The following is a 12,077-nucleotide window of genomic DNA, read 5'->3' as shown; positions in this document are numbered from 1 at the left end:
TCTTTGTTTCGCCCTGCCATCCGCGCGGTGGCACGATCAGACGGCGTCGCGGCGCAGCTTGCGGCGTTCCCGCTCGGAAAGTCCGCCCCAGATACCAAAGCGTTCGTCGTTCTCAAGCGCGTAGCCGAGGCACTCAGAGCGCACCTCACAGGTGTCACAAATGCGCTTTGCTTCGCGGGTGGAGCCACCCTTTTCAGGGAAAAACGCCTCGGGGTCAGTTTGCGCACACAGCGCGTCGGCCTGCCACGCGAGCCCGTCGTCGTCTTGCGGCACTCCAGGAACACCCAGATAGACGGGGTCGACAAACCAGTTACTTGGGACCGGCGCGTGCGATGATTCGCTCAACTGGCACTCCTTTCTGGTTCTGCGCGATGCGCTAACACTTCATAATTACATCGGTGTGATTCGCTCAAGTCAAGCCGAGAATTGTAAACCCTCAAGAATTGATTGAGAGTGAAGGACACACCCGTGTATTCGAAACGTGTTTTGAGTGCAGTTTTAGAAGCCCCAGATGACGAGCATTCGGTACATCATGACCGCCACTGACAGGTGCAAAACCGACAGCACAATGTTGGCCCATTTCGTGCGATCGACCAGCGCCCAGAAGCCACCGCCAAACGGCAGCGCCAAGACCACGATCAGGTACATCCAGAACTCGAGCGGGTCTCCCTCAGCCGAGTTTCCAGTAAACGGCGCGACGATCGAGATGATTACCTGAGCGACGAGCAGCAGCCCCACGATGAGCGTCGCGCCCATGGAGTAGTCGTTGGGACCACGGCCTCGCACCCCCTGCAGGCCACACACGACGGCGCCGACGATGGCAATGCCGATGATGACGAAGGCGTACCAGGTGATCATGCGGCGGCGCCCTGGGTCGGAAAATTGGTCACGACACGGGTGCGGCCGCGCTTAATCTCGATCAGGCCCACGAGCTGATCGTCGGGTGAGATCGCTGCGACGAGCTTGGCGTCGGGGCAGCGCGATTCATCGACTTCAAATCGCTTGCCGTGACCCAGGTCACGCGTCTCATCGGCCGTCACCTCGAGCACGGGAAACAGCACCCGAGCGATGCTTGTGGGGGTGCTCAGCGCACGCACCTGACCTTCGGCGAGCTCTGCGATCGTGGTGACGCCGTCGACCGAGAACGGGCCAACCTCGGTGCGTCGTAGCACGGTGAGGTGCCCACCAATCCCCAGGTCAGACCCCAAATCTCGGGCGAGAGCACGAATGTAGGTACCGGTCGAGCAGTGCACGGTCGCTTCGATGTCAATGACACTCAGCCCGTCTTCGGTCTGGGTGAGTTTCGGCTCCCCCGCCTCGAACGCGTGAATGGTCACGGGACGCGCTTTGAGCTCAACTTCTTCGCCCGCGCGCACGCGGTCGTAGGCGCGCTTGCCGTCGACCTTGATCGCGCTCACGGCGCTCGGCGACTGCTCGATCGGGCCGGTCAGTCGGGCGATCGCTTGCGCAATGCGATCCGGATCAGCGGCTACCCGGGCTACCTCAGCCGGGTCAGCAGTCACGAGCCGATCCCCCTCGCGGTCGTCGGTGACGGTCGTAATGCCGAGGCGCATCGTCGTTGTGTACGTCTTGTCGAGTCCCACGAGGTGGGTGAGCAAACGTGTTGCGGGGCCCGCACCGAGCACCAGCAGGCCCGTCGCCATGGGGTCGAGCGTGCCGGCGTGGCCGACCTTGCGTGTACCCAGCGTGCGCCGGGATTTGGCGACGGCATCGTGGCTCGTCCAGCCCTCGGCTTTGTCAAGAAACAGAATGGCACCCTGGGGCGGCAGTTTTACGGGATCACTCAGCACCAGACCAGCCTACCCGGGGCACCTGGCGCCTCCCGATGGCCCCTGCACACGGTTCGCGCCTCGCGCGTCAGGATCATCCGTTTGGGTGATGCCCGTTCGTCCGTTGTCGCGCAGTCTGGAGATATGAAGAAATCACTGAACCATCTGCTCGGCGCGGCCTTTGCCTACGCCATCGCTGGCGTACTGTCGGGCCTGTTTTTTCGCGAACTCACTAAGGTGGTGGACTTCCCTTCGGGTGAGTTCACGCAGTTGGGGCTCGCGCACACGCACCTGCTGGTGCTCGGCTTCATCCCGTTCTTGATCTTCATGGCGCTGGAGCGGCTGTTCGCCATGTCTCAGACCGGCGCGAGCTACCGCTGGTTCCTGTGGACCTACCACCTGGGGCTCATCATCACCTCCGGCATGCTCATCACCCATGGCACGCTGACCGTACTTGGTAAGGAGTCGAACGCGATGATCTCCGGCATCGCTGGTATCGGTCACATTCTGCTTACCGTCGCCTTTGTGATGCTGTTCGTGGTGCTGCGCAAGGCGATCAAGCGCGTGCCCGAGCGTGCCGAGGTGAGCGCCTAGGAGTCCCCAAGCCCGCCCCTCATAGACTGGGCCGAATGGATCACGATGAGTTTTCGGGCGCGCTGAACGACTGGTTTGCGCGCTCGGCCCGCGATCTGCCGTGGCGCAAGCCAGATACGACTGCGTGGGGCGTGCTGGTGTCTGAGTTCATGCTGCAGCAGACCCAGGTCGATCGGGTGCTGCCGCGATGGCTCGAGTGGATGGATCGGTGGCCGACGCCTTCTGCGCTGGCGGGGGCCGAGCCCGGCGACGCCGTGCGCGCGTGGGGCAGGCTCGGCTACCCCCGCCGCGCGCTGTGGTTGCACCGCGCAGCAACCCAGATCGCGCAGGAGCACAATGATCAAGTGCCCACGAGCGTCGAGACGCTACTCGGTTTGACCGGAATCGGCCCTTACACCGCTCGCGCTGTCGCAGCGTTTGCGTTCGGGGACCGACACCCCGTGGTCGACACGAACACGCGCCGCGTGCTCGCCCGCGCACTGCACGGCCGTGCGGCCGCTGGAATGCCCGCTCCCGGCGATCTCGATGACATGGAGGCAATATTGCCCCGGGATCCGGATCGAGCTGCCGTATTTAATGCCGCCGCGATGGAGCTTGGTGCGGTCGTCTGCACGGCACGCGCTCCGGGGTGTGATGTCTGCCCCGTCGCGGCATGGTGCGAGTGGCGCGGTGCTGGTTACCCCGACAATGCCCCCACCAAGCGCCCCAAGCAGGCCCGGTTCGAGGGCAGTGACCGCCAGGCGCGCGGCCGCATCATGGCGCTGCTGCGCGCAAGCAAAGATCCGGTGCCCCTGTCGGCCGCGCTGGCAGCCGCTATTGAAGACTCGCCCCGGGCCACCCGCAACGGCGACATCAGCAACGCCCCCGACGCAGAACAGCCCCGCCGCGCCTACGACTCGCTCATCGCCGACGGGCTGGTGATCGAGTTTGAGGGCGCTGCGAGGCTGCCGTAAGACGAAGGGACCGGTTAGTCTGCGTCTTCTTCGTCGCGCGGCTTCACGTAGGGATCGGCGTCGCCCGCGTAGTGCGCGCCCGCTGCAAGAGCGGCAGCCTCTTCGTCGCGGCGCTTAGCCTCCGCGAGCAGTTCTGACATGTGCTGCGCACTCTCGGGAAGCTCATCGTGGATGAACTCGAGGGTCGGCGTGAGGCGCGTGCCCAGCTGCTTGCCGACCTCGCTCCGCATCATGCCCGTGGCTGCCTTGAGGGCTGCCGCGGAGCCCGCCTGGGCCTCTTCGTCGCCATAGACGGTGTAGAACACGCTCGCGTGCTGCAGGTCGCCCGTCACGCGAACCTCGGTGATAGTGACAAAGCCGAGCCGCGGATCGCGCAGCCCCTTGTCGAGACGCCTCGCAATAATCTGCTGAATGCGCTCGGCGACCTTTCCGGTCCGTGGATTACTCATGACACAAGGTTACCGCGCCGCGCCTTTGTTTCAGCGCAAAGCCTCGCGAGACGCGCATCAAACCCAATACCCTTAGTCGGCAGGTGCGTGAAACACCAATTGGCCGAATCCGAAGCCGCTCACGCACCACAGATCGGAGACCTACGTGTCTAACCCAGACCTCCCGAACGGTGCCGACGAAAACGCGGCTCCGCAGCCGCCGCAGGCACCGCAGGCGCCGCAGTACCAGCAGCAGTACCAGCAGGCACCGCAGGCGCCGCAGTACCAGCAGCAGTACCAGCAGGCGCCGGGAGCACCGTACGGCGAGCCGGGCCCGGGTGAGCCTTTCGATGGAGCAACGTCGGTCGACGTGTTGACCCGCCCCCTGTATGGCGCGACGTTTAGCCAGGCGATCCGCCGGTTCTTCAAGAACTACGTCAATTTCAAGGGCCGCGCATCACGCAGTGAGTACTGGTGGGTGCAGCTCTTCCTGACGTTGATCACGCTGGTACCGTTCGTTCTCCTCATGATTGGGATTGGCATGAGCGCGGGCGGATACAGTTCCAGCACCTCAGTCGATCCCATCACCGGGGGAATCACCGTGGACCCGACGTCTAACGGTCTCGTAGGAGCCGGCAGCGCCCTCATGATCATCAGCGGGATTCTGCTGGTCGTCATCGGGCTCGGCACGCTCCTGCCCTCGCTCAGCATCATCTGGCGCAGACTGCACGACGCAAACTTCGCTGGCCCGTTCTACTTCCTCACGTTCACCTACGTGGGATCCATCGTGGTGCTGGTCTTCACGATCCTTGGTTCCAAGCCCGAGGGCCGCAGGTTCGACCAGTAGCTCGTAGATGATCTAATCATCGCCTCACGGCACGACGAAGGCCCGGCCAGTTCGCAAGAACTGGCCGGGCCTTCGTCGTCAGTGGGAGCCGATCCGGCACCGAACTGGGGAATTAGCCGCGGGGCTTCTCCACCATCTCGGTCGTCTCGATCTCGTCACCGGGCTGGATGTCGTTGAACTTGCCCAGTCCGATACCAGCTTCGAAGTCAGTCTTGACCTCGGTGACGTCGTCCTTGAAGCGGCGCAGCGACTCGATGGCGAGGCCATCGGCGAGCACGACACCGTCGCGGATAACACGAGCCTTGGCGTTACGCGTGATGGTACCGCTGCGCACGATAACACCGGCGATGTTGCCGAACTTCGAGGAGCGGAACACCTCGCGGATCTCGGCGACGCCCGACTGGACCTCTTCGTACTCGGGCTTGAGCATGCCCGTGAGCGAAGCTTCAATGTCATCAAGCGCGTTGTAGATGACGTTGTAGAAGCGGATGTCGATGCCCTCGCGCGCTGCGCGCTCGCGAGCCTTGACGTCGGGGCGCACGTTGAAGCCGATGACGATTGCGTTGTCGATCGTGGCAAGATCCACGTCCGACTCGGTAATCGCACCGACGCCACGGTGCAGGATGCGAAGCTGAACCGAATCGTCGACCTCGATCTTCATGAGCGATTCCTCGAGCGCCTCAACAGCACCCGAAACGTCACCCTTGATGATGAGGTTGAGCGACTCAACCTTGCCGTCCTCAAGCGCCTTCGTGAACTCTTCGAGGCTGATGCGCTTGCGTGCCTTCGCGAGCATAGCGTTGCGCTGTGCAGCTTCACGCTTCTCGGCGATCTGACGCGCGGTGCGGTCTTCATCGGTAACGAGGAAGGTATCGCCTGCGCGGGGAACGCTCGAGAGGCCCTGAACCTGAACGGGACGCGACGGAGTGGCTTCGAGTACGGGATCGCCGTTCTCGTCACTCATCGCACGCACGCGGCCATAGGCCGTGCCCGCAACGATCGCGTCGCCGACGCGCAGCGTACCCGACTGGATGAGCACGGTTGCAACCGAGCCGCGACCCTTGTCGAGCTTCGCCTCGATGGCGACACCGCGAGCAGCCTTGTTGGGGTTCGCACGCATATCGAGACCGGCATCTGCGGTGAGCAGAACTGCGTCAAGCAGTTCAGTGATGCCCACGTTGCCCTTAGCCGAGACGTCGCGGAACATAACGTCGCCGCCCCACTCTTCAGAGAGCAGGCCGAACTCGGTGAGCTGCTGACGAACCTTATCGGGGTTCGCGCCTTCCTTATCGATCTTGTTGACCGCGACAACGATCGGCACACCGGCCGACTGAGCGTGGTTCAACGCTTCAATCGTCTGGGGCATGATGCCGTCGTCTGCAGCAACCACGAGGATCGCGATGTCGGTGACCTGCGCACCACGAGCACGCATAGCGGTAAACGCCTCGTGACCCGGGGTATCGATGAAGGTCAGCGCACGGTCAATGCCATCGTGCTCGGTGTGTACCTGGTACGCGCCGATGTGCTGCGTGATGCCGCCGGCCTCGCCGCCGCCAACGTTCGCTTTACGGATCGCGTCGAGCAGGCTGGTCTTACCGTGGTCAACGTGACCCATAACGGTGACAACCGGCGGGCGGGGCAGCAGTACGTCGTCGCCCTCTTCCTCGAGCTCGGCATCGATATCGATGTCGAAGCCCTCGAGCAGCTCGCGGTCCTCGTCCTCGGGCGAAACAACCTGGATCTTGTAGCCCAGCTCGTCGCCGAGAATCTCGAACGTTGCCTGGTCAAGCGACTCGGTTGCGGTCGCCATCTCACCAAGGTGGAACAGCACCGTGATGAGGTTCGACGCACTCGTGTTGATCTTGTCAGCAAAATCCGAGAGCGATGCGCCACGACGCAGACGGATCAGCGTCGTGCCGTCGCCGCGAGGTACGCTTACGCCGCCAAGTGACGGAGCTTCGCGCATCTCGAATTCTGCGCGCTTTGCCCGCTTCGACTTGCGTGCCTTGCTCTTGGAGCCTCCGCGACCGAACGCGCCAGCCGTGCCTGCACCGCGGCCACCGCGACCACGGCCGGCGAAGCCGCCACCGGGACGGGGTCCGCCGAATCCACCGGGTGCACCAGGTGCACCGGTTCCGGGTGCGCCACCGGGACGGGTGAACCCGCCGGGACGACCGCCACCACCGGGGCGACCTGCGCCACCGGGACGGCCTGCACCTGCGCCTGCACCGGGGCCCTGGGGGCGCGCGGCGGGGCGGGGGATGTTGCCGGGGTTGGGACGACCTGCGCCGCCACCGGGGCGGGGACCGCCCTGGCCGGGGCCGAAGGCGTTGTTGCCGGGGCGCGGCGGGCGGGGAATGCCCATGCCCTGGCTTGAAGCAAATGGGTTGTTACCCGGGCGGGGTCCGCCGGGCTTGGGGCCAGGCTTTGAGCCGGGCTTCGCCGCAGCAGGCTTAGCCGCACCGGGCTTCGCAGCAGCAGCAGGCTTCGCAGCACCGGGCTTTGCAGCACCGGGACGGGGAGCGGAGCTTGCGGGCTTCGCGGAGTCGTCTGCGTCCTTGGCCTCGGGCTTTGCAGCCTCAGGCTTCGCTGCGCTAGGCGCCGCAGCGGGTGCGGGCGCAGCAGCAGGCTCCTCAACGGGAGCTGCAGGCTTCTTCGCTGCGGGCTTTGCGCCGGGCTTCGGCGCAGAACCGGGCTTGGGGGCAGCCGCAGGCTTCGGAGCAGCGCCGGGCTTAGCCGCACCAGCGGCAGGCTTCGAGGCTGCGGGCTCTGCCGCGGGGGCAGTTGCGCCCTCGGCAGCGAGTGCTGCCTTTACCTTGCGTGCAACCGGGGGTGCAACGCTTGACGAGGACGCTTTCACGAACTCGCCCATTTCTTTGAGCTTGGCCAGAACGACCTTGCTATCGACACCGATCTCAGCTGCGATCTCGTGTACGCGTGGGTTAGCCACTTTTCTCCTGTCTGGGTTCACGCCAGACAGGCGGGAACCAAAATTAACGGACGGGTCTCATCGTGAGCCGCTCATTAGTTGTCCATAAGTGTTTTCAGCCTGTTCTCTATAGGGCCAGCATCGGGTTTCCCCGACACACGCAGCGCACGCGTGAATGATGAACGCGTGACTGCTTGTTCGAGGCACTTGGAGCTAGGATGCACCCAAGCGCCGCGCCCAGGAAGCACCGCGCGATCGTCAACGATGAGTTGACTCTCGCTCAATACCACTCTGAGCAGATCTGCGCGTGGCGCACGCTTGCGACACGCAACACAGGTCCGAACCGGAACCATCTTACCAGCTCCCCCAATTTCCTATTCACAGGCGAGTCGCAACTGGGGCACCGGCGGCGTGGCTGCCGGTGCCCCGAGCGCAAACTAGTCGTTCATGATCGAATCGGGCTGGTTGCTGTGATCCGGACGTTCCACCTCGGGCTTCGCCACTCCGCGGAACGCGCTCAGATCGACATCCAGCCCGAATCAGTTAGTCATTCATGATCGAATCGGGCTGGATGTCGATCTTCGCGCCCGTCAGCTTTGCGGCGAGGCGGGCGTTCTGGCCTTCCTTGCCGATTGCGAGCGAGAGCTGGAAGTCGGGGACCAGCGCGCGTACCTGCTTGAGTGATTCATTAATCATGAACACATCGGTCACCTTGGCGGGCGACAGCGCGTTTGCGACGAACGCAGGCAGCTCGGGAGCGTAGTCGACGATGTCGATCTTCTCGTCGCCGAGCTCGCTCATGACGGCGCGCACGCGGCTACCCATCTCGCCGATGCACGTGCCCTTGGCGTTGATGCCGGCCTGCTTCGCGCGCACGGCAACCTTGGTACGGTGACCCGCCTCGCGTGCGAGCGAGACAATCTCAACGAGGCCAGCTGCCAGCTCGGGCACCTCACGTTCGAACAGCTTGCGCACGAGACCGGGGTGGGTGCGTGACACGATCACCTGCGGGCCCTTGAGGCCCTTCGAGACGCTCGTAACGTACACGCGCACGCGCATGCCGTGAGGGTACTTCTCGCCAGGAACCTGCTCTTCGGGGGGCAGGATCGCCTCCAGGTCGCCCAGATCTACGTGCACCATACGGTGGTTGGGGCCCTGCTGCACGACGCCAGAAACGATCTGGCCTTCCTTGTCCTTGAATGCGCCCAGCACGGCGTCATCGCTCAGGTCGCGCAGGCGCTGGTTGATGACCTGCTTGGCGGCGCTCGAGGCGACACGGCCAAACTCATCGGTCGTCACGAAGGCTTCGCCCACGACCTGGTCCTCATCGTTCAGCTCGGGGATCTGCACTGAGATCTCACCCGACTTACGATCGAGGGTGACCCGCACGTCGCTCTCGCGGGGTACCGGAAGGTTCTGGTTCTCTGCGTGACGCAGGTATGCCGACTGAATCGCCTGCTCGATAATTTCGACCAGCTCATCGAAGGGAATTTCCTTCTCGCGCTCAATCTGCCGCAGGGTGACGAGTTCAATCTTCACGATGCTCTCCTTCAGGTATTGAAATGTCTATTCAGATGTGCGATCCGTGCAACGGATCGAAGAACCTAGCTTACGTCACTCAGCCCAGAGTGGCGATTCCTCAAGCCGCTCGGCGTAGGCGATGTCGTGCCACGCTGGGTACGGCGCGTATTCTCCGGGCCGGATCAGGCCGTATCCTTCGGCGTTGACCCGTTCCGGTCGCCAGCCGATTCCCTCGTTGCGTTCGTTCTGCATGATGTTCCAGATTGCAGCGGCGAGCGCTTCGCGGTCACCCCAATACACGCCTGAGTATGCGGTGAGACTAATGCCTCCTCGCATCATGCTCAACGCAAGCCAAGTACCGTCTTCTGCTGTTGCCGTGACACGAAAGGCTCCAGGGATCACATCGCTCTCGTCCTTCGAGGTCACCCATCCCTCTGATTCCCATCGCGCCTGAGCTGCTTCCAGTTTGGCCTCCGGCGCGTCGACGTTGTCAAGGCGCCAGAATGCATCTAGGTAGTAACTATTGTCACCGTCTGCTTGCCCAGCAAGCGCTGAAGAAAGTCCGTCGCCTCCCATCGTCATGAAGTTTCCCATTGGTCCTGAGGAAATCCACTCCCCCTGATGAACCCCGAGTTGCGTCTCCGTGACTATCTCGTTGAATGCTCGATATCGCTGTGCCACGAGAGCGAACTGCTCGGGAAGCGATGACTGCATCGCCTGCTCCTGGGATACCCCGGCGGCATCGAGCACTGGCGGCAACTCCCTCGATTCCCAGGCGGTGCAGCCCGCAAACGCTACCGCGGCGAGCACTCCGGCCCCCGCGATTGTGTACCAGCTTCGCTGCCTCATTGTCAGCCTCCTAGGATGTTGATGAGTTCGTACACCGTCGTTGAGCGGGGATCCAGGTACCCGATCTCATCGGCCTTCGCCACCCCGTCGAGGCGGTCGGCCGCCCACTGCGCCCCGCCCCAGTCGATCGGCAACTTCAGGTTGTGCATTGTCACCCGCTTGCCCTCAGAGCTTTCCTCGGAGGAGAAGGTCACCGCTCCCTCGAGGTCGCGCGGGTCTACCCTCGGCAAATAGCCCAGCCCTCCGTTGATGGTCGCCCGAAAGTGCACCTTTTGCCCAATGGGGGCGATATTGTCGCCCTCCGCGTGGGTCGCGTGGATTTCGTCGACCCCGAGTTCACCCGATGTCGTACCGCTCTTGAGCCCTGCAGAACCAATCGTCACGAAGGTGTCAATCTCGTGGCCGCCCAGCTTGAGCGCTTCGGCCGCGACATTGGTGCCGTACGAGTGCCCGAGAAGAGCAAAGCACGACGGCGGCGAGCCTTGCCGTGCGGCCGTGATCCCGTCCAGAAACGATGCCAATGGCCAGCTGCCGCGCTCGGCCCTGTTTTGAAACGCCTCTTCCGTAACGCCCGGCGAACGATAGCCAATCCAAGTCACCATCGCTGATTGTCCGATGCCGCGCTGCACCTCCCGCATCCCCGGAACGGCATCGTCCGCACCCCGCACCGAAGAGTTCATGCCCGATACAAATACCCCCACCCTGCTCGCGGCGTCCAGGTCACCCACTGAGATGGCCGCAGTCACCGCGCCATCGTGACTTCCCAGCATGGCGAGCTGCACGATGGCCCCGGTACCGACGGATAAGTCGGTGGCTGTGCCCACTGCGTCCTTCACAGCCACCAGATCTCGCCGAAGGTCTGTCAGGGTCATGTCGTCGGGAGAGAGCCCCAGCCGCGCAAATGCGTGCGCAAGCTCGGTCTTGCCGCTCAACGCGTAGTCCAGAGCAACCCGTGCCGCGCGGTCCCGCACCTCGAACGGCAGCCCGTCTAGGCCAGCCAGCTCAAAGCTGTACTGATCCACGAGTTGCTCAACATCGGTTCCATCGGACTCCAGCTGTTGCCACAGCTTCGCCACTTCGTCCGGTGAGAGTGTGCCCCCGAATAATCGTTGCACCGACGGTGCCGCCCACGGACGTGCCGTGGAGAGCAGCGCGGTCAGCGTGGACACGACGGCTGACGCGGGTGCGGAGGCCCCGGGACCAGCGGCGACCAGTACTGTGCGTCTCAGTGCCCCTACGAGTGCCCGCTCGGCCTCCTCTCGCTGAGTGACGAGACTACGCCACCGGGTGCAAGCCCCGTCAATCTGAGCGAGGGCCCCCGCCCATACCCCGGCCGCTTGCGACCAGTTGAACGAATCGGCATCGCTTGAGAGCGAGGGCCCAGAGGAGTCAGGCGTTCCCTGCGCCACGGGCATGAACAGCGGGGGCGGCGTGCGCCAGTCCACCCCAACCCACACCCGCTTTCGGCGGACGATCTCTTCTATTGTTGCGACGCTCGTGCGTACCCGCACGAGCAGAAACGCAACCTCGTCGTCGAGCGATCGCGCCACCGCATGAATTTGCGCGACGGCCCGCGCGTATCCCTGTGTCGCCAGCAGCGCAGACGCTGCGCTGCGTGCAACGAGGGAGGCGCTGGTCTGTAGGTGCCCGAGTCGCATGTCGAGCGCTCGCACCGCACGTCCTCGTGCAGTCTCCAGCGCCTGCTCGGCGCTAGCCGCGTGTTCTTGACATTCGGCGGCGCCGGCTTCGGCGCCAGAAATGAGATCACACAGCGAATCGGTGTCCCCCGCGCAGACCGGAGACGGCCTGGGCAGCACGGCCGATGCAGACAGCGGCACCTCGGTCATCGTTGGCCCCCGCCTGATCCATTGCCCCCGCCCACGTCGGCCAGAGCCGCCACGGCACCGTCTTCCACCAGGTCGCTCGCCCGCTTGCACGCCACAGCGCTCGAGCTGACACCCTCCGCCGCCGAGGCAAGTACGCCGCACGCGATGGCAAGAGCAGATACGAACTCGCTCACCCGCGCGCCGATGTCGGTGACCCCGTGCAGCACCGTGGCGGTGGCGCGTGCAGGGTCTTCCAGCGCCGCGCTCGCTTCCCGGCACGACGCCGCACAATTTTCGAAGACGGTGTCGCTCAGCCCGAGCCCGTCATCCATGTTGATCC

General features: G+C 64.0%; 13 protein-coding genes. 3 read left to right on the top strand and 10 right to left on the bottom strand.

Annotated features, from left to right (window positions below; translation table 11 throughout):
• Positions 1 to 36: 36 nt before the first annotated feature.
• From C795_RS0107610 to truB, 3 genes are all read right to left on the bottom strand, one after another.
• Positions 37 to 345 carry a WhiB family transcriptional regulator gene (locus C795_RS0107610; protein WP_017793162.1) on the bottom strand — a complete coding sequence of 103 codons (309 nt, stop codon included), beginning with the start codon at positions 343 to 345 and terminating at the stop codon, positions 37 to 39.
• Positions 346 to 498: 153 nt separating this feature from the next.
• A complete protein-coding gene (locus C795_RS0107605) occupies positions 499 to 858 on the bottom strand; it encodes a hypothetical protein (protein ID WP_017793161.1) in 360 nt (119 codons plus the stop codon).
• Positions 855 to 1,811 carry a tRNA pseudouridine(55) synthase TruB gene (gene truB / locus C795_RS0107600; protein ID WP_017793160.1) on the bottom strand — a complete coding sequence of 319 codons (957 nt, stop codon included), beginning with the start codon at positions 1,809 to 1,811 and terminating at the stop codon, positions 855 to 857. Before truB ends, C795_RS0107605 begins: the two co-directional genes overlap by 4 nt.
• Positions 1,812 to 1,934: 123 nt before the next feature.
• Between truB and C795_RS0107595 the strand changes: the two genes are divergently transcribed.
• Both C795_RS0107595 and C795_RS0107590 read left to right on the top strand, forming a co-directional pair.
• On the top strand, positions 1,935 to 2,384 hold the full coding sequence (locus C795_RS0107595; protein ID WP_017793159.1) for a DUF2871 domain-containing protein: 450 nt from the start codon (positions 1,935 to 1,937) through the stop codon (positions 2,382 to 2,384).
• Positions 2,385 to 2,419: 35 nt separating this feature from the next.
• A complete protein-coding gene (locus C795_RS0107590; protein WP_017793158.1) occupies positions 2,420 to 3,337 on the top strand; it encodes an HhH-GPD family protein in 918 nt (305 codons plus the stop codon).
• 14 nt (positions 3,338 to 3,351) lie between these two features.
• On the opposite strand, the gene rbfA is transcribed toward C795_RS0107590, so the two are convergent.
• Positions 3,352 to 3,786, bottom strand: a complete 435-nt coding sequence (rbfA, locus tag C795_RS0107585) for a 30S ribosome-binding factor RbfA (RefSeq protein WP_017793157.1) — start codon at positions 3,784 to 3,786, stop codon at positions 3,352 to 3,354.
• A gap of 145 nt (positions 3,787 to 3,931) precedes the next feature.
• Here rbfA and C795_RS0107580 point away from each other — a divergent pair, with 145 nt between their 5' ends.
• Positions 3,932 to 4,612 (top strand): DUF805 domain-containing protein, encoded by a 681-nt coding sequence (locus C795_RS0107580; RefSeq protein WP_017793156.1) that lies wholly within the window; start codon positions 3,932 to 3,934, stop codon positions 4,610 to 4,612.
• 112 nt (positions 4,613 to 4,724) lie between these two features.
• On the opposite strand, the gene infB is transcribed toward C795_RS0107580, so the two are convergent.
• From infB to C795_RS0107555, 6 genes are all read right to left on the bottom strand, one after another.
• Positions 4,725 to 7,562, bottom strand: a complete 2,838-nt coding sequence (gene infB, locus C795_RS0107575; protein WP_017793155.1) for a translation initiation factor IF-2 — start codon at positions 7,560 to 7,562, stop codon at positions 4,725 to 4,727.
• A gap of 74 nt (positions 7,563 to 7,636) precedes the next feature.
• Positions 7,637 to 7,894, bottom strand: coding sequence for a YlxR family protein (locus C795_RS16900; protein ID WP_083879171.1), 258 nt, complete (start codon positions 7,892 to 7,894; stop codon positions 7,637 to 7,639).
• A gap of 190 nt (positions 7,895 to 8,084) precedes the next feature.
• Positions 8,085 to 9,080 (bottom strand): transcription termination factor NusA, encoded by a 996-nt coding sequence (gene nusA, locus C795_RS0107570; RefSeq protein ID WP_017793154.1) that lies wholly within the window; start codon positions 9,078 to 9,080, stop codon positions 8,085 to 8,087.
• A gap of 75 nt (positions 9,081 to 9,155) precedes the next feature.
• Positions 9,156 to 9,911: a hypothetical protein gene (locus tag C795_RS0107565; RefSeq protein ID WP_033349353.1), complete on the bottom strand. Its 756-nt coding sequence runs from the start codon at positions 9,909 to 9,911 to the stop codon at positions 9,156 to 9,158.
• 2 nt (positions 9,912 to 9,913) lie between these two features.
• Positions 9,914 to 11,758, bottom strand: coding sequence for an alpha/beta hydrolase (locus C795_RS0107560; protein WP_017793152.1), 1,845 nt, complete (start codon positions 11,756 to 11,758; stop codon positions 9,914 to 9,916).
• Positions 11,755 to 12,069, bottom strand: coding sequence for a hypothetical protein (locus C795_RS0107555; RefSeq protein WP_017793151.1), 315 nt, complete (start codon positions 12,067 to 12,069; stop codon positions 11,755 to 11,757). The genes C795_RS0107560 and C795_RS0107555 overlap by 4 nt, the downstream gene beginning before the upstream one ends.
• Between the last annotated feature and the right edge of the window lie 8 nt (positions 12,070 to 12,077).

Origin of the sequence: Leucobacter salsicius M1-8 (assembly GCF_000350525.1) — a bacterium.
Taxonomy (GTDB): Bacteria; Actinomycetota; Actinomycetes; order Actinomycetales; family Microbacteriaceae; genus Leucobacter; species Leucobacter salsicius.
Note: the sequence above shows the minus strand (reverse complement) of the source record. Positions and strands in the feature narration are given on the sequence as shown.

What these genes read in the sequence shown, in the direction of transcription:
- C795_RS0107605 (WP_017793161.1), bottom strand. Translation starts at nt 858, where the DNA reads ATGATCACCTGGTACGCCTTCGTCATCATCGGCATTGCCATCGTCGGC.
- C795_RS0107595 (WP_017793159.1), top strand. Translation starts at nt 1,935, where the DNA reads ATGAAGAAATCACTGAACCATCTGCTCGGCGCGGCCTTTGCCTACGCC.
- C795_RS0107590 (WP_017793158.1), top strand. Translation starts at nt 2,420, where the DNA reads ATGGATCACGATGAGTTTTCGGGCGCGCTGAACGACTGGTTTGCGCGC.
- rbfA (WP_017793157.1), bottom strand. Translation starts at nt 3,786, where the DNA reads ATGAGTAATCCACGGACCGGAAAGGTCGCCGAGCGCATTCAGCAGATT.
- C795_RS16900 (WP_083879171.1), bottom strand. Translation starts at nt 7,894, where the DNA reads ATGGTTCCGGTTCGGACCTGTGTTGCGTGTCGCAAGCGTGCGCCACGC.
- C795_RS0107565 (WP_033349353.1), bottom strand. Translation starts at nt 9,911, where the DNA reads ATGAGGCAGCGAAGCTGGTACACAATCGCGGGGGCCGGAGTGCTCGCC.
- C795_RS0107560 (WP_017793152.1), bottom strand. Translation starts at nt 11,758, where the DNA reads ATGACCGAGGTGCCGCTGTCTGCATCGGCCGTGCTGCCCAGGCCGTCT.
- C795_RS0107555 (WP_017793151.1), bottom strand. Translation starts at nt 12,069, where the DNA reads ATGGATGACGGGCTCGGGCTGAGCGACACCGTCTTCGAAAATTGTGCG.